General features: G+C 28.7%; 19 protein-coding genes, 4 tRNA genes and 1 other annotated feature. Of the genes, 7 read left to right on the plus strand and 16 right to left on the minus strand.

Annotation, left to right across the window (positions count from 1 at the left end):
- Positions 1–123 precede the first annotated feature (123 nt).
- Entirely contained in the window at positions 124–762 is a 639-nt protein-coding gene (locus tag KEC93_RS17180) for an RpiB/LacA/LacB family sugar-phosphate isomerase (RefSeq protein ID WP_077869793.1), read from the minus strand.
- Between the two features lie 15 nt (positions 763–777).
- On the minus strand, positions 778–1581 hold the full coding sequence (locus KEC93_RS17185; protein ID WP_023974393.1) for a gluconate 5-dehydrogenase: 804 nt from the start codon (positions 1579–1581) through the stop codon (positions 778–780).
- Positions 1582–1771: 190 nt separating this feature from the next.
- On the opposite strand from KEC93_RS17185, the gene KEC93_RS17190 reads away from it, so the two are divergent.
- Both KEC93_RS17190 and KEC93_RS17195 read left to right on the plus strand, forming a co-directional pair.
- Positions 1772–2629 (plus strand): AraC family transcriptional regulator, encoded by an 858-nt coding sequence (locus KEC93_RS17190; protein WP_077869794.1) that lies wholly within the window; start codon positions 1772–1774, stop codon positions 2627–2629.
- A 184-nt stretch (positions 2630–2813) separates the two neighbouring features.
- On the plus strand, positions 2814–3743 hold the full coding sequence (locus KEC93_RS17195) for a peptidoglycan-binding protein (RefSeq protein WP_077869795.1): 930 nt from the start codon (positions 2814–2816) through the stop codon (positions 3741–3743).
- Positions 3744–3814: 71 nt separating this feature from the next.
- On the opposite strand, the gene KEC93_RS17200 is transcribed toward KEC93_RS17195, so the two are convergent.
- From KEC93_RS17200 to KEC93_RS17230, 7 genes are all read right to left on the minus strand, one after another.
- Positions 3815–4498: a YjgB family protein gene (locus KEC93_RS17200; protein ID WP_077869796.1), complete on the minus strand. Its 684-nt coding sequence runs from the start codon at positions 4496–4498 to the stop codon at positions 3815–3817.
- Between the two features lie 428 nt (positions 4499–4926).
- Positions 4927–5175, minus strand: coding sequence for an AbrB/MazE/SpoVT family DNA-binding domain-containing protein (locus KEC93_RS17205; RefSeq protein WP_012059552.1), 249 nt, complete (start codon positions 5173–5175; stop codon positions 4927–4929).
- Between the two features lie 170 nt (positions 5176–5345).
- On the minus strand, positions 5346–6377 hold the full coding sequence (locus KEC93_RS17210) for a DUF1646 family protein (RefSeq protein WP_077869140.1): 1032 nt from the start codon (positions 6375–6377) through the stop codon (positions 5346–5348).
- Between the two features lie 160 nt (positions 6378–6537).
- Positions 6538–6591, minus strand: a sequence feature (sodium ion sensor (DUF1646 type); this cis-regulatory element may regulate processes involved in with the transportation of sodium ions).
- Positions 6592–6737: 146 nt separating this feature from the next.
- Positions 6738–9848: a PAS domain S-box protein gene (locus KEC93_RS17215; RefSeq protein ID WP_077869139.1), complete on the minus strand. Its 3111-nt coding sequence runs from the start codon at positions 9846–9848 to the stop codon at positions 6738–6740.
- Between the two features lie 118 nt (positions 9849–9966).
- Positions 9967–10317 (minus strand): SdpI family protein, encoded by a 351-nt coding sequence (locus KEC93_RS17220; RefSeq protein ID WP_077869138.1) that lies wholly within the window; start codon positions 10315–10317, stop codon positions 9967–9969.
- A gap of 20 nt (positions 10318–10337) precedes the next feature.
- Positions 10338–10832 (minus strand): prolyl-tRNA synthetase associated domain-containing protein, encoded by a 495-nt coding sequence (locus KEC93_RS17225; protein ID WP_077869137.1) that lies wholly within the window; start codon positions 10830–10832, stop codon positions 10338–10340.
- Positions 10833–11159: 327 nt separating this feature from the next.
- On the minus strand, positions 11160–11822 hold the full coding sequence (locus KEC93_RS17230) for a PsbP-related protein (RefSeq protein ID WP_077869136.1): 663 nt from the start codon (positions 11820–11822) through the stop codon (positions 11160–11162).
- Between the two features lie 608 nt (positions 11823–12430).
- On the opposite strand from KEC93_RS17230, the gene KEC93_RS17235 reads away from it, so the two are divergent.
- Positions 12431–13096, plus strand: a complete 666-nt coding sequence (locus KEC93_RS17235; RefSeq protein WP_077869135.1) for a hypothetical protein — start codon at positions 12431–12433, stop codon at positions 13094–13096.
- Positions 13097–13170: 74 nt separating this feature from the next.
- Here the strand turns inward: KEC93_RS17235 and KEC93_RS17240 are convergent, their stop codons facing one another.
- Complete coding sequence (locus KEC93_RS17240) at positions 13171–13677, minus strand: hypothetical protein (protein WP_077869134.1); 507 nt, start codon at positions 13675–13677, stop codon at positions 13171–13173.
- A 385-nt stretch (positions 13678–14062) separates the two neighbouring features.
- Positions 14063–14617, minus strand: coding sequence for an RNA 2'-phosphotransferase (locus tag KEC93_RS17245; RefSeq protein WP_077869133.1), 555 nt, complete (start codon positions 14615–14617; stop codon positions 14063–14065).
- 395 nt (positions 14618–15012) lie between these two features.
- On the opposite strand from KEC93_RS17245, the gene KEC93_RS17250 reads away from it, so the two are divergent.
- Positions 15013–15588, plus strand: a complete 576-nt coding sequence (locus KEC93_RS17250) for a hypothetical protein (RefSeq protein WP_077869132.1) — start codon at positions 15013–15015, stop codon at positions 15586–15588.
- Positions 15589–16364: 776 nt separating this feature from the next.
- On the plus strand, positions 16365–16937 hold the full coding sequence (locus tag KEC93_RS17255) for a sigma-70 family RNA polymerase sigma factor (protein ID WP_077869131.1): 573 nt from the start codon (positions 16365–16367) through the stop codon (positions 16935–16937).
- A 292-nt stretch (positions 16938–17229) separates the two neighbouring features.
- On the opposite strand, the gene KEC93_RS17260 is transcribed toward KEC93_RS17255, so the two are convergent.
- The 4 genes from KEC93_RS17260 to KEC93_RS17275 form a co-directional block, all read right to left on the minus strand.
- Positions 17230–17305 (minus strand) — tRNA-Lys (locus KEC93_RS17260).
- A 79-nt stretch (positions 17306–17384) separates the two neighbouring features.
- Positions 17385–17460, minus strand: a tRNA-His gene (locus tag KEC93_RS17265).
- A 7-nt stretch (positions 17461–17467) separates the two neighbouring features.
- Positions 17468–17544, minus strand: a tRNA-Arg gene (locus tag KEC93_RS17270).
- Between the two features lie 37 nt (positions 17545–17581).
- A tRNA-Gly gene (locus KEC93_RS17275) sits at positions 17582–17655 on the minus strand.
- Positions 17656–18407: 752 nt separating this feature from the next.
- Here KEC93_RS17275 and KEC93_RS17280 point away from each other — a divergent pair.
- Together KEC93_RS17280 and KEC93_RS17285 are read left to right on the plus strand one after the other, a co-directional pair.
- Positions 18408–18935, plus strand: a complete 528-nt coding sequence (locus tag KEC93_RS17280) for a hypothetical protein (protein WP_077869130.1) — start codon at positions 18408–18410, stop codon at positions 18933–18935.
- Positions 18936–19181: 246 nt separating this feature from the next.
- On the plus strand, positions 19182–19496 hold the full coding sequence (locus KEC93_RS17285; protein WP_077869129.1) for a hypothetical protein: 315 nt from the start codon (positions 19182–19184) through the stop codon (positions 19494–19496).
- A gap of 130 nt (positions 19497–19626) precedes the next feature.
- Here the strand turns inward: KEC93_RS17285 and KEC93_RS17290 are convergent, their stop codons facing one another.
- Complete coding sequence (locus tag KEC93_RS17290; RefSeq protein WP_023974431.1) at positions 19627–20520, minus strand: DMT family transporter; 894 nt, start codon at positions 20518–20520, stop codon at positions 19627–19629.
- Positions 20521–20601: the final 81 nt, after the last annotated feature.

Below are 20601 nucleotides of genomic sequence, written 5' to 3' on the forward strand. Positions count from 1 at the left end.
AATTAGCAACGCAATGAGTATGTTTGTTTACATTCTTAAAATAGTTGAACATTTAGCAAAACATACTCATTATTCTTTAATATATTACTCACATATAAGTTACAAAAATATATTTATAATCTACTAAGCTAATACATTTTTTATATATTCTTTGATCTCATCGCATTTACAGTTATCAAAGAAATATTCTTTAAAATTAGTTCCACTTACAGCACCTTTTAATAAATCTTGATCTATATTCTTTAAGATTGTTAACATATCTGTATGTGTTACCTTTTTAACTTCATCTAGTATTTTTTTATTTCTTTGTTCTGGTACTACTCTATCCTTTGGATATCCTTGACCACTTTCACCCTCAAATAATTTTTCAAATATGTATTCTAAATTTAATTCAGCTCCCCATCCAAATCCTTTGGCAAATGGAAGAGAAATTGCATTTCCATCATTTATTTGTGCAAACATGTATGCATCAGATGGATCTACTATATGACCGCATAAAACACCTGGGAATGCATTACATGCAAGCATTGCACCTTCCCCTGTTCCACATCCTGTAATTATATAATCTGCTGCTCCTGAGTTTAATAATATTGCAGCTAAAATACCATTTTGAACATATGTTAATTGTGCTTCCCCTTCTACTCCATACATTCCATAGTTAAATACTTCATGACCTTTTGGCTCTACAACTTTTTTTAGCGACTCATATATAATTGAATTTTTTGCTGCTTGACTGTTCTCATTTATTAATGCTATTTTCATACTATCGTTCCTTTCCTATTGAGGTTGTTTTCCTATATAAGCTAAGATACCACCATCTACATATAAAATATGACCATTAACAAAGTCTGATGCATCAGATGCTAAGAATACAGCTGGTCCTGCTAAATCTTCTGCTGTTCCCCAACGCGCTGCTGGTGTCTTTGCAATTATAAATTGATCAAATGGGTGTTTCGAACCATCTGGTTGAACTTCTCTAAGTGGTGCTGTTTGTGGTGTAGCTATATATCCAGGCCCTATACCATTACATTGGATATTATATTCTCCATATTCAGAAGCAATGTTCTTTGTTAACATCTTTAATCCACCTTTTGCTGCTGCATATGCTGAAACTGTCTCTCTACCTAACTCACTCATCATTGAACAAATGTTTATTATCTTTCCGTGACCTTTTTTTATCATTCCTGGTATTACTGCTTTAGACACAATAAATGGTGCATTTAAATCTACATCAATAACCTTACGGAAGTCTTCTGCTTTCATTTCAAGCATTGGAATACGTCTGATTATACCTGCATTATTTACAAGAATATCAATTACTCCAACTTCTTTTTCAATTTTTTCAACTAATTCATTTACTTTAGCTTCATCTGTTACATCACAAACATAGCCATGAGCTTTTATTCCTGATTCTGTGTAAGCTGCTAGTCCTTTATCTACTAATTCTTGATTAATATCGTTAAATACAATAGTAGCTCCTGCTTCAGCATAAGATTTTGCGATACTAAACCCTATACCATAAGAAGCACCTGTTACTAATGCAATTTTTCCCTTTAATGAAAATCCATCCATAATTCCCATAGTTAAAATCCTCCTCTATGTGTTACATTTTATATTTACAGTATATCACTACATATAATCAATTTCTTGTTATATCCTTTCGAAAATATTGCAAATCTTGAACCATAGATTTATAATGAATGCATTATATATTAGGTACTGATGTTTTTAAAGTAAACTTACACTAAAAATGAAAGGAGAAGTTTTATTTATGAAAGAAGAAATTTCTTGTAAGGCTTCCATAAAGAACTGCTTAGAACAACGCTATTTCTCTATTGCACGCCTATATAAAGAAGAAAAAACGATGGACATACATATACATGATTGTTATGAAATATATTACTCTATATCCGGTGGAAAGCAAATACTTATTCATAATAAGCTATATGATATTAGCCCTGGGGACTTATTTGTAATTAATCAATATGAAAGCCATCACGTTTCCAAGGTTGATAGGGCTCATGAACGAATTGTTATATCGATTCATCCAGAATTTCTTAAATCTATATCAAGTGATAAAACAGATTTAAGTTATTGTTTCACAAATCGTAGTGAGAATTTCAATCATAAGATCTCTTTAAATAAAGAACAGCAACAACATTTTCTTTATTTTATCAATAAGATAATAGCTACTAATGGATATGGCTCTGACATAATTGAATATGCATCTTTTTTAGAACTAATTACTTTATTAAATGGAATTTATATTGCAAATAATAACTTACATGTTGACGATCACTCTTACAAGTACAATCAACAAGTCCAGGAAATTATAACATATATAAATGAAAATATTACTGAACCTATTACCATTGACTATTTAGCAAATCACTTTTATTTAAGTCCATCTTATATATGTAGAATATTTAAATCAGCTACTGGAACTACTATAAATAAATATATTTCAGCACGAAGAATAACCATAGCTAAGTCATTGTTAGCTAATGGCACAAATGTTAATGAGGTTTGTGAAAAATGTGGTTTTAATGATTATACTAATTTTCTAAAAACCTTTAAAAATGCAGTTGGAATTTCCCCTAAAAAATATTCAACCTTTAGCATAAGTTAACGCTTAAAATTTTTGTATAACTACCTTAAATCCATAATATATTTATTAGTAACATTATCTAATTAACTAAAGTGAAATCTTTAGCGGAAACTTAGTTTTTGAGTTTATATAAAGCATAATATGAAAATAAAGTTATGCATTTTTAAATTTTGATTAGTTTAACAATTTTAAAGGAGATATGATTATGTTACTGGAAAAAGGCTCTACCGGTTCTTACGTTACTTATCTGCAATATGCCTTAAAAATCAAATGTTGCTATTTTGATATAGTTAATGGGGAATTTTCAACTACAACATATAATTCAGTGATAAAATACCAAAATTCAAAGAGATTAACTGCTAATGGTGTGGTTGATGATACTACTTGGACTATTTTAAAAACAGATATTCAATTAATTCAGCAGCAACTTAATAGCAAAGGCTATGTCTTAACTGTTGATGGTATTGCTGGCATTAATACCTATAATACAGTAGTAAAATTCCAAAGAGAAAACGGTCTTGTGGCGGATGGAATGGTTGGATCTAGTACATTAGCAACTTTGGTTAGTCAAACACCAAGTACAACGCCGTCTTCAACATCTGAACAAATTGTTTCAATAAATCAGCTTAATGAAGTGGGTTGGAAAAATGTATCCATTAATCAAATTAATGAGCTAAATAGCTGTTTAAAAACATTTGCTATAATAACCTTTCCAAGGTTAAGGCATTTTATAAGCCAATGCAGTTATGAATCTGAATGTGGACTTTACACTAAAGAAGTTGATCCTGGTTATAAATACGAAGGTCGTGAGGATTTAGGAAACATATATCCTGGAGATGGTCCAAAATTTAAGGGTGCTGGTTATATACAAATAACTGGGCGAAGTAACTACCAAAGCTTTTCAAATTATATGCGTGATAAAAACATTATGGACGGAGTTAACTACGTAGCAGCTAACTATCCTTGGATGAGTGCTGGTTTCTGGTGGTATACTAATAATATGAATTCTCTTTGCGATAGCAGATCTTCTGTTGAAACTATAACAAGAGCTGTTAATGGTGGATTAAATGGCTTTAGTGGCAGGCAAAAATATTATGATATTTGTCTTAGAGTTTTTAGGAGCGATGTCTACTAATTTATATTTTTTATTACATAATAAGGATATGCCTCAAAATAAATATTCCAAAGCATATCCTTATTACTAATCTACCATTCTCTGCCCTTATCACCAGACATATTATTTTTAGTTCCACTAGGATATAATACTGAGTAATGGTCCAATTTAGGATCATTTCCAGAGTCCTTAAAAACAAATAAAATCTTAAACTCGCTTCCAGATTTATAGCCTATAATTCTTTCCCCATTTGATGTAACATCATGATCTGGCTGACCAAAAAAGTCTTTAACATCTGAAAGTGAAATTTGTTTTAGCTGACTGTCAAATGATCTAACTTCAAAAACTTGATCACCTTTATTAGTACCAAAGACAACATTCTTACTTGAATAAGTAGCATAATTTCCTTTTGCTTCTCCTACCCAATCTGATTTATCTGCTTTTCCCCACTTTTTTTCTATATCCTGTAGAGTTGAAGTTTTTACTGGGAAATCGCAGTTAATAATCTTTCCCTCTTCAGATAATTTCTTAATATTATCAAGAACAGCTTTATGTTCATTGTTTTCAGTATTTGACGTCTCAACATTACTATTTTCTGAAGGAGCATCTGACTTTGAATTTTTGTCTTCACTGCTTTCACTAGTTTCACTGCTGTTTTTGCCATCATTTGCTGCATCACCTGAAGGCTTACTTGAATTCGAGCATCCTGCCATTATAGTTATAAACAAGGTCATAACAATTATTACTATTGATTTTTTATTAAAAAATAAACTCATCTCACTTCTTTAGGCATATCACTATACGAATCTATAAGTTCCTTAGCCTAAATACTCACTTCCTTTCCTTTTATATAAATATTTTAACTTAGATTTACTAAAATACCACAATTATATAATACCCATAATTGATATTATTACTCATTAAGAAATATGGTTACTATACTCTAATTTTATCACTTTTATCATTTAAATATGAGCCTGTTAATAAATAAAATTACTAATAAACTTACTTCTATAATAAAATCTTGAGGATTTATGAGTTTCGTTAATATAACTTTTTCCTTTTAAGAATAATTTATAATCAATAGATGGTATTAAAATCAAGGCTTAGATTTTTGTTTGATACTAAAAATCTAAGCCTTGATTAAATAGAATTACATCATTCGTAATTTTCTTAAAACTTCATAAAAGAAAATTGAATTTTCTTATGTATTTAATTTCTTTAATTCTTTTATACATTCTTCGCAGATAGCAACTTCTTTAAATTTAGTAACACTTTTTATATTGCCGCAAAAAATACATCCAGGAGCATATTTTTTTAATATTATTTTCTTTTCTTCTTCAAAAATTTCTAAAGAGTCCTTTTCATTAATTGAAAGTAATTTCCTTGTTTCCTTTGGAATTACGACTCTTCCGAGTTCATCGACTTTTCTTACCATTCCTGTTGCTCTCATTATCAACGTTCCCCCCTTAATATATTATAATTCTACTATAATATATTTCGGAAATTATTTACAGTCTCATTTTTTCAAATTATGGCAAATTAATACCATTTTTTAGCTTTAGATTCTTATTATCAGCGTTATTGATAGATTTCAAATATTTTTACATTTTTCAAAAAATTCTATATTTTAAATAGAATAATATAATAAACTATCATGATAGTCATTCCAAGTGGAATCCCAAGCTTCATCCATTCCTTACTGTTAATTTTTAATTTACCGGCCGAAATTATATTAGGAATATTCCCGGGAATCATCATTCCTCCACTAATAAGTAATCCCATTAACACTGCTTTAACCTGTACCTCAGACATTTTCACACTTATTTCAGCAGCTGCTAGTGTTGCATTATCAAGGACGGCTGATGACATATTAAACCAGTATAAATAGCCAGTATGAAGATTTATTACATAAGTATCAATTAATGTTTTAAAACCTTCTCCAAGTAATTCCAAAGCTATAATAAATAAAATAATTTTAAGTGCTCTTATGAATATTTCCTTGTTAGTTTCTTCTATAATAATTTCTTCTGTATTATTTGATTCTATTTTTTCTTGAATACCGTAAAATGTACCAATAATTCCAAGAATAAATATAGCGGGTATTATATAAACTCCATACTTATCTAATAGATACCAAAAGCTCACATTAAGTTTTGAAACAATCATTGTAGACAATGGCTCTCCTATAGGTGTTAATACAGCTCCGATTCCAATTGAAAAACATGCAACCACATCAATATTGATTTTATTTTTTCTACTTATCGGCAATATGCTAACTATTTCTACTAAAAGCAGAGCTGCAATAATGGCAGTTATTATGCTTGATAAAAACCCAATAATAACTATTAACAAAAATACAAAAAATTTTAATGGTACATATTTAAGAATATATGTAAGTGCTCCTTCTATATGAGTTGATAGAGCTTTAAATATAAATCCACCAATTAGTACTGCAACAGCTATTGTATACATAAATTTATTTTGAATAATTCCTAAAAATAATTCTTTATTTATAGCTCCTGATGTGACACATGCTAATACTCCTACTATAAATAAAAATATTTCAAGATTATTTTCAACTTTCTTTGATACTATTGGTAATACAAATGTCACTACCAATAATAATATTAATACATAAAACAATTTCAACACTGCCCTTTCTTCATAAAATGAATTTGATTACTGCTTAATTCCTATTAGATTTTCACCATAATTAACAAAATTACAAATGATTTAAAGTTAATCTCTTGGCATTTTTAATTTAGCACTTTAGCTAGATATAGTAATAAAAAAAGTGGGAAACTCAAATAAGAGTTTCCCACCCTGGAAACAAATTTCTTGGAATCAAGTGCAAACTTGTCCAACCGATAAAAAAATATTCTATTAAATCTTTCAAAATTATAGCATAGAATCTATAAAAATTCAAATGGAATATGTAATAAATACTAGCAATATATTTTTATAAATTGCATTTAGCAATGAGATAGTTTAATAGAAATCTACGGTAATTTTCTATGAATAAATATCCGAAAACTCTACATGTATAGTTTGTATTAGACGATTTCCAGAAAACTCTACCACTTCGCTTTCACCCTTCTCTTGAACTATGCTTTCACTAGGAAGAAATATTGAGAAAGTACTTCCTCTTCCGACCTTACTTTTAAGAGATATAGTTCCTCCAATTGCTTCAACAAATTTCTTAACTAAAGATAGACCTATTCCAGTTCCTTCTGCTTGTCTTGATAAAGAACTATCAACCTGACCAAACCTTTCAAAAATTATATCGGCTTTCTCTTGAGGTATTCCTATACCTTTATCTTTAACTTCAATACAGATGCCATCTCTTCTTGAGAGTATTTTTACACTAATTGATTTTCCTTCTGGAGTAAATTTAATGGCATTTGATAAGAGATTGAGCAGTATTCTTTCATACTTTTCATCATCTATTCCAACTATCTTTTGTTTAACGGATGATGAAAATATTATATCAATGCTCTTTTGACTAGCATACGTATATACCGAATCAACAATAGCCTTAGTCATAAATATTATATCTATGTTGCTTTTATTAACTTTTATTCTTCCTGCATTAGCTCTGGTAATATCTAATATATTATTTACTAATCTTAGCTGCCTAAATGAATTTAATTTTATCATCCCTAAGTACTTTTTTAGCCTGTCCGATAGTTCTTCACTGCAAAAATAATCTATTGCTTGAATAGCAGAATTTATAACATTGAGAGGTGTTCTAAACTCATGGGATATAAGTGACAAAAACTCATCTTTCATTTCTAATGCTTTTTCAAGAGTCTCATTTTTTTCTCGTTCAGCTTCCAAAAGCTTGATTTGAATTTTTTCTAAAACTTTCTGATTTTCCATAAAATCTGTTATATCTCTGCTATTAATAATTCCATAAGCAAAGTTTCCTTCTTTACCAAAAACAGGAGTTCCACTCACGGAAACATATTGTTCACACTCCCCTATTTTTATCTTCATAAAGTATTCTTTAACGTATTCTCCACGTATAATCTTACAATGTGGTATATCTTCTGCTATAATCTCAGATCCATCTAAATCTAAAAACTTTTTGTTTGTATCCTTTGGATGATTATAATCCCAATAATAGCTCATTCTTTTTTGTGCCATCTTATTTTTCAAGAAAATTTCGCCATCTTTATTAAAAACATAAACTGAATCTTGCATATTATCAAGAATGGCCTGTAACTGCTCTTTTTGCTCCAATATTTTTCTTTCATTATTAAACCGCTCCGTAATATCATGAGCAGAAATCAATTTTGTAATTAAATTTTTCCTATCATCATATATTGGGCAAGCGCTTACACTATAATGAATAGTTTTATCTGGTCCTTTAGCTGTAATAATGAAGTTTTTAATACTCTCACCATTCTTTAACTTAATACCTGGTAGATCATTTACTTCAAGCAGATTTCCATCTTTATCATAATATTTAGTATCTTTGCACGTATCACCAATGCTTTTATATCCATTAATATCGTATATAAATTTTTCTGATTCTTTATTTAATAAAGTTACACTGTTATCTGGATTAAACAAAAACATTCCATCTGATGCACTGCTAATAATTGCTTCAAGTTTTTTATTTTGTTGTTCTATAAGCATCTGTGCTTCAATATCATGTGTAATATCATGACAGCAAAGAACTGCAAATTTTATATTTCCATTGCTATCATAAATAGGTCTTCCATTTAAACTAATATGTTTTGTTGTAGTAGCATTTTTTAGAGTCATTATGTCATTTATAACTACTTCTCCCCTAAATACTTTTGAAATAGTCATTTTTTCTTTAGGAATTTCATCTCCATTTAAATCATAAAACTTAAAATGATTGGGATTACTTATCCTCCTAAGATTAGTACCCTTAAAATATTCTTCAGCAGATTTATTAGTTAAATAGCAATTTTTATTACTATCATAAATAACCAGCGCATCGTCTATACTTTGTATAATATCATCTAATTCAGCTTTTTGATGTTTAATTTCCTCTTCTAACTTCTTCCTTTCAGTTATATCACGATTAGTTTCAAGTACTACTAGCTGCCCATATTCATCAACAAAAATTTGATGACTTGTTTCAATGATAAGTTTTTTTCCATCTTTTTTAGTATGCTCTATTTCACCGCTCCATACACCATCTTCCAGTATACTCTCCTTAATAGTTTTTATGTCTACCGAACGAACAGTTTTTAATAAATCATGACTTATGCGGCCAACAGCCTCATCGCTGGTATAGCCATACATAAGCTCTGCACCTTTATTCCAATAAGTAATACTTCCATTTAATTTCCAAGCAAAAATAGCTTCTCTTGATAAGTTCAACATGTCTGCCTGTCGTTTTAACGTATAATTCTGCTGCTTAATTATTTCTGCCTGTTCCTCAATTTTTTTTCTATGTACCACCTGTTCAGTTGTTTCTGTAAGCATTGCAACGCAATATTTTATTTCACCATCTTCAAAAATAGGTATTAATGATATTCTCCAATAAGTAATTCCCCTACTAAAACCATCATACTGATATTCATCTATGTTGCATGCACGCTTTGTTCTAAGTAAATTATCCCACAGCCTTTCATATGCACTTCCCTTAAAGCCTGTCGTGAACTCAGATATATGTTTTCCTATACAATTTTCTACTTTATTAAAAGGCGCATCCATAAAACTTACATACTTCTCATTAGTTTTAAGAAGCGTCATATCTGGAAGACTATATACTCCTACTCCATAATAATTATCTAAAATTAATTCATTTAAAAATGAATGTTTAATTTCAATATTAGAATTCATTTTTTCACTAAAGATATATATCTCTTTTTCTTTCTCACATATTACTTTTATATTAACAAATTTAACTCCTAAAGATTTCGTGAACAAAAAATAGTTGATCTTCTCATCAATATCGCTAGTATTAATGTTTGGACCAACCCTTAATTTTTCAAACACATTAATTATGCTACTATTTAATAATTCCTCATACCTATACTCTGTTAATTCTATAAACTGTGCACTAACATCAACAATCAAACCATTTTCTATAACTAAAAAAATTGGACTTTTCTTGTATTTACTAAGCTTTTCTTCTTTCATTTATGACACCCCCATTGCTAATAACAATTATCATTAGTTATAATATTCGCATAGGGATATTTTAGCATAATATGACATATTTTTCTACAAAACTACGTAAAAAGTAGAATTATTACTCTTATTTACGTTTACCATCTTTATCAAATACTTTTCTTAAATGAACCTCTGTATAAAATATTGATATTAAAACAATTATTAAAGATCCCATAACACATATTATATTTGATCTGCCTGGATCGTTCCCATATAAAGAAGTTATTATAATCGAGAAAATTATAGCTATAACTGCACCTAATATCATCATTGTTCCACCATAGGTATTTGCTTCTTTCCATACATCATTATTTTTCTTAGAAAAAGGAGTTCTATATCCATAAAAACTATTTATCTCCTTCGGCGGCCACAATTTTAATATTACACCCAAAATAAGAAATACTACACTTAGTCCTAGGCTACCTAATATCTCCATAAAACTTTCCTCCATTTAAGCTATATATCTATATATTTAAATCCATTTTTACGCCACAAAATAAATTTTTCAAAATCTTTATAAGAAATTCCTATTGTCGCTGTATTTACATTAGGATGAAAATTAACAATATCCTGATTAGCTAAATCTTTATCTATTAATACTATAACTTCTCTATTAGAATCGTTTATTAATCCAAAAGGAGTAACTGATCCTGGTGTTAGCTTTAAATATTTATATAAACGTTCTTCTGATGCAAATGATAACCGAGTACTACCAATTTGCTTATCTAAAGCCTTTAAATCAACTCTCTTATTTTCATCTAAAACAACTAAGTAATGGGTGTCTCCTTTTCTGTTCCTAATAAAAAGATTTTTACAATGACCTCCTGGAATATCGATATCTAAATTTTTGGCTTCTTCAACTGTATATATTGGATTATGCTCATATTTAGTATACTTAATACCTAATAAATCTAATATTTCATATACTTTCTGCTCATTTGTGGTACTCATTTTTTCTCCTTTTCTATAAGAATATATACGCCTTCTCATATAATTTAATCTTTAAAATATGTTGTTTATTATTTTATGTAATTTTATCTAAATACAATATTACTATGTCGGAACTTATTTCACATATCTCAGTATTAATTAAAAATATGACCTATTTAAATCATAAATATAAATTTATCACTATGGCATATTTTTAAACCTTTAGAATTATTTCCTCACTTATTTTAAACTAATCTTCTATTTTCTATTACATGTATTATCTTTAGCAAGGTAAGATAATTAAAAGCATATCTCTCCTTACTAAAGATTATCCCCTAATTTAAAGAATTAATATGCAAATTTTATTGTATTTAACATACTTTCAAAAGATGTCATATTTTCATCTGATATTTTTCCACGTTGCATAAGTGTAAATAAATATGCTTTGTTACTATTACAAATCATTACTTGTTCTACTTGCACATCCATTCCATTAATATTATGAAAATAGTTTAGAGTTAACGCATTATTATTATTAAATTTACGCTCTTTAATTTGTAAATTATTTATATCTGAGCGATTTTTTATATAAGTTTCTGCTGAATTAAAATAAACCTCTTCTGAATATCCCTCCATGCCATCTATAACCAAATTCACATTAGTTCCTTGATTGTCTAGATAGTAAATATCATCTCCTTTTAAAGTCGTTTTAGTCCAATTTGAAGGATATGAAACTGAAATCTTATCAGATTTAGTTTCTAGGCCTGTCCAATCTCCATTATTGCTTAAAATATATCCATCAATAACTGTGTTTTTAGCCATATAACCACTAGCATAAAAATAATACCATTTTCCTTCTATCTTTTTCCATCCTGTAGAATACGAACCACCTTCTGTGTACCACCATCCAGTGCTATCATTCTTCCATTCTGCACTTGCACTTATCGGAGTTATCGCTAATACTGAAACCGCTATTAGTGATCCTGCTATTAATTTTTTTAATTTTACCATTATTATTCCCCCTAAGTTCTTATAATATATAAGTTCCATTTAATAAACTTTCTAATCATTAAAATTATTCCACTTTATACTTCCGCTTTAAAGGTTTAACTTTGATCAACAAATTTTTGGAACTCATATATAATTTTATCTTACTTTTGCCCTTTGTCAAATATTCCAAGTTATAGAATCAAATAGTATTTATTAGTTATTGAGTTTAGTAAAAGAAGGATGGTTAAATCACATTTATATAGGTCTTTATACTCCTAGAAATTTATGTAGAATAGTTCAAATATCTGGTTGTTATTTCAGCAGCTTTCCGTATTATATGTCCACTGGCTTTAGCGGAAATTTTGGATTTCATCTTCCAAAAAATTTGGCATTTGATCAAATTTCAACAGTTACTCTATATAGAACAGCCAATTTTGAAATCTTAACTTATATTTCAGTAAATCCCCCTCTATCCTTGTTTCAATTATTATTATATGTTAACATTTTGTTATACAAATTTTTACTTTAAAGCTTAACATGATAAAACTTTAATATCATGTTAAATGCTTGACCATTAATATTTGAATCTCTTATTACTATTTTTTTAAGCTATATAAGGAGGACATATATTGAAAAAATTTAATTACATAACACTTGCAGCATTAATTGCAGTATCTTTTACAGCTATCAGCTGCAACTCAATAGGTAAAAATGAAAATGCTGATAAAAACCAAACTACAGCTGAACATAAAACTGAAGAATCAAGTAAAGATACAGATAAAAATGATAATTCTGAAACTCGCGGAAACTCTCCAAGAGATCAGGCAATTTTTGAAGAAAACGAAGAAAGAGATAATACTGAAATAGATAAGAGATATAAAGAAGTGGATAAATCTAAACTGAATTATGATAAAACTAATTCTTCTCTTACTTACTATGAAACTGAAAATAGCTTTGTTGGCAGTGAATCTGGAATACCTAATGTAGATAATAAAAAATACAAAGATATATTAACTGACTATACCTATGCAAGTGAAGTAAATCCAACAAAAATAACCTACGAAGATGCAATAAAACTTGCTAAAAGCGTGTTACCTAATGATATAAAAGAAATAAGAAGTAAATATGATAATTCCACTGGAAAAACTCATATAGTTTACTCCTCTAATCAAGGTAATTTTGTATTAGGTCTTGCATATGATTATGACGAATCTCATAATTCTGGTTTCACCCCAAATTCCAAGAATAATACTATCGTTGGAATAGATTATATGAAAGAAATTACAGAACAATAAAGAAGGACTGTAGTAAGATTTGCATAATAGCAAGCCTACTACAGTCCTCTATTTTAAATTAATACAATATCTTGTTAATTCCAATTTCCATAAACAGGAGTATTGCCAGAATTATATCTTATCCTGCAATCTATGAACATACCATAAGTATCATCAGAAATTTGATTTCCATTTCTATCATATAATGCTCTGATTCTAAGATAATCTGGGTGACTTGTACCATTTTGTGATCTACTTTCAGTATATGGTACTACTACTGTGCCTGCCGGATATGATGATTGAAAACTTCCTGATGAATCATACATTCTTACTGTACTATCAGTGCGGAAATATCCAGCTGGTATTGCGCTTGATCTAAATAAATATTCACACCAATCACTAATATCAGCATCTGGATCTAATCTACCATCAACCCAGCTCCCTGAAGAATTTACAAACTTTATAACTATTGCAATTGGTCCACTGCTTGTAACTGCAAATCGTTCTTTGTATCCCAAACTTCCTATTCTTGTGTTATCCTCAATATTTGTAGAATATACTGGTATACTTGATCCTGACATGTTAATTCCTAAATAACCCATAATTTTTTCCTCCTAAAATATAAAAATAATTTTAATTAAGCCTTTGAGGTTAGCTAACTCATTTGCTTTACATATACTTAAAGAAGTTTTTCTTCCATTTTGTAAACATAAAAATCAATTAAATTTAAATTTTCTTTGGCTTTAGTTATTATTTTTTATTTTTGGCGACTACTCTTGGTTATTTATAGAATTATATGGATTCAAAAAAACTTCAGAATACCTTAAATTGCAAATTATATTAAGTTATTATATTCAATTAAGTTAGATATAAATTAAACTTTCTAATATTAAAATTGGCCTAAAAAATTTTATTAATCTCCAAAAAACTCCCCTTCTAGATATTATAATTTTCAAAATATACCGATTCACCTTTATATTCTGGGCTCTAATTAGTTCTAAAAATATCAAAATATTTTACTGGAACATAATCAGTTAACCACACTTTGTTTTCAGATAGGAAGAATTTATATCCATCTTTATTCATCTGCTCACTGTTAATTTTAAATATAACTAATTCTCCATGTCTTTTACCTACTTTTGTGGCTGTTTCTATATCAGCTGATAAGTGAACGTATTGTCTATTCTGTTTTTTGATACCTTCTCTGCATATGCTATCCATAAACCTAGTTGCAGTTCCATGATATAATACTTTAGGCGGCTTAATAGCTTGCAATTCAAGATTAACTTTTATTGAATGGCCTTGATTCGCTTTAATTTTAGTTTTATCATTATTAAATGAATATCTTTGTTTACCATCTTCAGCTACAATTCTTTCAATATCTGAAATTGTCACCTTATATCCTTTTTTATTTAATCCTTTGATTAAATCAGAAGTACTAATATATCCATATTCATCTAAAGTTAATCCAATTTCTTCCGGTTTATGCCTGAGTATAAGGCTTATAAATTTACTAATTCTCATGTCTTCATTACTTATCATCGATTAACACCTCATTTTCTATAATCTATTAGTTTATATACCTCTACATAGTTTTACTACTTTCAAAGCTTATTTGATGATATACTCCATACATAATATATATTTTAAAATACCAAAAACATTTCCTATTCATATGTGGGTTTCAGTAGTAATAAAAAAGAAGCCAGCTCGTTTTTTTACCAATGTTATTGTGATCAATTAAATGACTATTTTAGTATCTTTGCAAAAGTAATACTTAGATTAAAAAGCTTTTGATAAATATCTTTTAAAATTAACAGACTAAGTTTACTCTTCGTATATATATCTACTTGACACTAAGTAACACTTCTCAACGTAGCTAATATACTATTATAATGAGACTTATAACTACATCAAAATAAAGGAGAATACAATACATGTATAATAAACAATTTCCTTGTTGTCCTTACTACATGAATCAAGTAGCTCACCTCTCTTTCAATGCAAATTGGAGAAATACAATACAAAGTTTTACGGCCATTAGTGGTACCATTACAATGATTGAAGATTTTTATCCAACCCAAGATGATGAATCAGCAGGTTGCTATAAATTAATGTCACTCGAAAGCATCGAAAGAGGACCAGTAAATTTTGTGATATCTCCAGGAACTTATTTTGTGGATCATGAAATGGTAGTGGCTGGAGACGAGGTCACTGGATTCTTTGACGCAAACGCACCTGCTCTTCTTATTTATCCTCCGCAATATCCTGCAATTGTTATGGCAAAAAACACAGAAAATCAAAATGTTACTGTAGATTATTTTGACTATCTACTTATAAGTAGCGATGGAAATTTAAAGCTCAACATAGCCGAATCTACTGAGATAATTCTAACAAACGATCAGGCCTTTAACAGATATCCAGGGAATAGAAACCTAATTGTTGTCTATTGGCCTGCAACTAAGAGCATACCTGCTCAAACCACTCCATATAAAATCATTGTCCTTTGCTAAATCAATATATTTTATATTAGTGTATACAATTTGCTTACACCTTACTTTTTCTGTAAAAAACTAGATTGCTTTTAAATGCTCAAAAAGACTTAGCAAAAGCTTCCCATTACAGACATAATGTCCATTTTAATAATACTGTTTTTACATTTTTCTAAAAACATAGTAATAGGCTATATTTATATAGCCTATTACTATTATTATGCCGCATTTTTTATCCTTTTGCCTAGATTTCTTATGAATATTTTCCACTATTTTCTTACACTTTTCAAATTTAATTTATTCAAAAATCCTATTTCCAAATAATTTTTGTATTTATTTTTTACCACAGTTCTTTTTATACTAAATTTCATATTGTATCCAAACACATTTTTTCTACATCATATATGTAAATACTTCTAAGCACATTAAATCTCTTATTGTTCCCATTCTTATCTATTAATCAACCAATTCTCACTACTATTTATTCTTGCAAAAGATAAGAAAACTTATCTTACTAACATTTCTTAGTCATCCACGTAATTAATCGTATTACAAAACTTTCCATAAATGCATTATTGTATTTAGATGAATAAATCACACATAAAAGACTGTTATTTCTAATAAAAATCTTACTTCAACCTAATCTACAATAAATTAATATAATTTATTTTCTATTTTTATGTAAAATGTACATTCTCGGCCGTATATCTACATGTAGAAATTAACTTAACAATGAACACAACATATGTAAATTAATCAATTTATTTTGCAGCCATTAAGTGAGGAAGGAGGTTCATATGAATTTTGATTATATTGAAAAACTGGTGAGAAGATGTAAAAATAATGATGAAACCGCAAAAGAAAAATTAACTGATGAGTTTAAGCCTTTAATCTATAATATTTCAAAGAAAACTTTTGTTGATGGATATAGCATTTATGATATTCAGCAGGAATGTTATAAATCACTTTTTAAATCTGTTTCCATGTACAATTTGGAGAAGCATAGGTTTGTTGCTTATGCTACTAACGCAATAAAGAATAATGTAAATGATTTAATTAGGAAAATGAATTTCAGAAGTTCTACTGATAGTAATGATGCTTTAAGTTATCATGATAACTTTGAAGAAGATATTCCTTCACAAGAAATATCTATCGAAGTTTCATTATGTGAAATCTGTGATTATGAAGATTTAAATTTAGCTCTTAAAAATCTAAGTGAAGAAGAAATTGAACTTATAAATTTTGTATTCTACAAAAATCATACTGTTAAGGAATATGCTTATTTTAAAGATATGTGCTACTCTACAGCCATTTTAAAAAAGAAAACTATTTTGAGAAAAATATTTAATAATATTCCAGTATATTATTAAAATCTAACAGCTCTAAGGTTAACATTTACCTTAGAGCTGTTATTTTTATTATATATGCTGTCATGAATTTCAAATTTTCGCATTTTAATTCTAAGTTATCATTTTTCTTAACCTTTACAAGAGATAGCATAAACTTAAATAATACAAAAAAACTAATTCTTGGGCTATATATTTCCTCTGCCTACAAAGTCATCTGTAAATTTGACTTGATATAATTTTTACTAAATAATAAAAAAACCTAAAGCATCAAAGTATATTTAACTATACCTTTTCTACCTTAGGTTAAACAATTTGGTGGCTCACCCGGGAATCGAACCCGGGACACCATGATTAAAAGTCATGTGCTCTACCGACTGAGCTAGTGAACCAGAATAATAATTATAATAGAATGCTTTTACAAATAATTAAGCTAAATCAATTGCCTTGCAGCCTACTAATATTTTTACATGGGGTGAACGATGGGACTCGAACCCACGACAACCAGTGCCACAAACTGGCGCTCTACCAACTGAACTACGTTCACCATTATATGGTGCGTTTTAAGGGATTCGAACCCCTGGCCCACGCCTTAGAAGGGCGTTGCTCTATCCAGCTGAGCTAAAAACGCATATTATTTATTATGTTGCAAACTCTTTAATTTTTTTTGGAGCGGGTAGTGGGAATCGAACCCACCTTTCCAGCTTGGAAGGCTGGAGTATTACCGATATACGATACCCGCAACTAATCTGCTTGTTTATTATATGTTACATGATTATAGGTTGTCAACATAAAAATTTATTTTTTTCAAATAAAGTGCTGAATATTGTATTTTTTTCCGCAAATTCACCGTATTTGTAAACCTATCACTTAGCAGTATCACACGCCTTGACTTTTTTCTTCGCTAAATTAATATAAATTTATAAATATATTTAAATTTCTATCTCGTTGAGTATAATGCTTTTCAATAATAAGTTTATATTTGAAATTTTAGTAATCAAACTGCTTAATAAATAATCTAATATTAAAACTTAATTATTTTATTTAACCAAGTTTTAATATTAAATTAGAATTCACTCTCAATTATTTATTAGCCTCTTCTTTTTTATTCCATGTCTTATTAAATCAAAAATCAAACCATAAAATAAAAATGTTAATTTAAATACTAATCTCTCCTTAAGCCGCATTTTTCAAGCATATTCTGAAGAATATATATTCTTCTATGGTAATATTCTAGAGAATATTTATTCTCCAGAATAAATATTGTGAAGAATATTAGAATATTCTCTTTTTCTGCATATATCTTAAGTGAGATATATGAGAATTCAAAAGAGCTTTTCAAAAAAGTTATCCTGCAAAAAGTTAGAGCTCAATTTTTTCATTTGATTAACAGAATTCTTTCATTTGATCTTTTATATTTAGAATCATACATTTCTTTTCTGTTATCATTTATAGAAAGAATGTACAAAAATTTATTATACGAGGAGAACACTTATGAGTAAAAGAAAACAAAATGAACTACCAAAAAATGATTTTGCACCAGATGAGAATGAAGAAATAATTGGTTTTACACCTGAACCAGTCATTTCTGGCAAGTGCATTTCATCTTTTTCATTTGATGATGATGAAGATGAAATAAATACTGCTATGTCCAATAACAGCAGTAATAATAATAATTGTAGTTATAACAGTAATAATAGATCGTCTATTGAATCTAATAATCCTGCTCTAACCATCTCATTTGATGATGAAGCAGCATCTACCCAAAATGTTAAAGCATCTAATTCTAATATTCTTGCAGATAATAGAAAAGTTTCATTAGCAAATGGCATGGCTCCACCTATTGATGGTGAATTCCTAGATATTAAACGAACTTATATGCTTAGATCTTCTACTGTTAGAAAAGTTAATGAATTAAAGAGCAGGCATCCTGACTTAAATACCTATGTAAGTACTATAGTGGACATGGCTATAGCTCACTACTATAATTACATAGTAAATGAAGGCGAAAAAAAAGAATAATCTACTAGGGTGTAATAGATCATTCTAAATACTGGTTATCATTTATTTAATAAGGGGTAAATAATGATTAACTATCTTATAAATTTATAATACTAGATGAATATGTCAATTGTATGACAAGCTATAATTTTCTAAACCAGTTCTTAGAATTTTGTAATAGTCTATTTTTCTTAACTTGCCACAATATATTTTGAATATAATTTCACCGCTTTCAAATACTATAAATTATGAAAGGTGGTGAGTATAATGAAAAAATTTATTGTTACATTTTCTATTTTTTTATTCTTATTACTTAGCACAAATACAGTAAATGCTTTTGCTGCTAGTAAAACTTTAACTCAAGGGCTGTATACCTTAAAAGACTCAGGCCTATCAGCAGGCGTTGATTATAATGTTGAGAATAATTCTTCTGGTAGAGCTATACTTCTTATAATTGATAGTACTCAATTAATACAGGAATTAATTCGTTTTGAACCTAATTCTCGTAAATATACTCTAAAGCCTCTAAATTATGGGGATATAATTATAATAGTTACTGTAGGTAATTTAGAATTCTCTTAATGAGTATACTTATGATTTTATCAATACCTGCTGACTCATTGTCATCCAGCTATCTATTAATCTACTTAAGCATTTTGTATTAATATACTGATATATTGAACTAATTTTCATTGTATATTAAAACAACTTCTTATTGCTTTATACGAGACAAAATTATAATTGTAGTTATAATACATGCCGTTCCAATCCATTGTGCTATTCCAAGCTCTTCATGTAACCATAATACAGATAATATAGCAGCCGATAAAGGTTCAGCTGATGATAATATACTTGACTCTGTCGGCTTTATATAATTTAAACTTTCTAAAAAGCAAGTAAAAGCAATTAACGTTCCAAATAATACTACAAATATAATAGCTAATATTGAATTAGTAGACCAAATTCCAGTGCAATTCCATGGCTGCTCAATAAAGCTGAAGGCTATTCCTCCTATTAACATCCCCCACCCAACTACTAATATGGATCCCCATTTTCTAAGAAGTAAGCGAGGTTGTAAAGTATAAAAGGCTGCTGCAAATGCTGATGCAATTCCCCAAAACAATGCCAACCTTGAAATAGATATACTATGAATATTCCCCTTTGTAATTATAAAAAATGTCCCTAGCATTGCTAGTCCAATAGCAATAATTTCTTTAAGCTTTGGAATTTTTTTATTACGAATGGCTAAATAACAAGTAATTATTACTGGTGATGAATATTGAAGTATTGTTGCTGTTGCTGCATTCCCATATTTAATGGCTGCAAAATATGTATATTGTACACCTAGCATGCCTAATATACTAAAAAATATAAGACTCAAAGCATCATTCTTACTTTTCCATACTTTCCATATATTTTGCTCACCTTTCATAAAAGTATATAATAATAAAATTATTCCCGATGATAATAAACGTATTACAACAAGCCACTCTGGACTAAATCCCTTTTTCTGAAATAAGTATTGAGCAGCAGTACCTGATATCCCCCATAACATGGCTCCTATGATTACCAGGATTATTCCTTTTATCCTTGGCTGAAAGTTCACTATACTTCCTCCTTTTTGTATTTATTCTTAATTAACTTATATATACTGCAAAAATAATTCTTCACCATAATTCTAAAAATA

The organism is Clostridium beijerinckii, from assembly GCF_018223745.1.
Classification (GTDB): domain Bacteria; phylum Bacillota; class Clostridia; order Clostridiales; family Clostridiaceae; genus Clostridium; species Clostridium beijerinckii.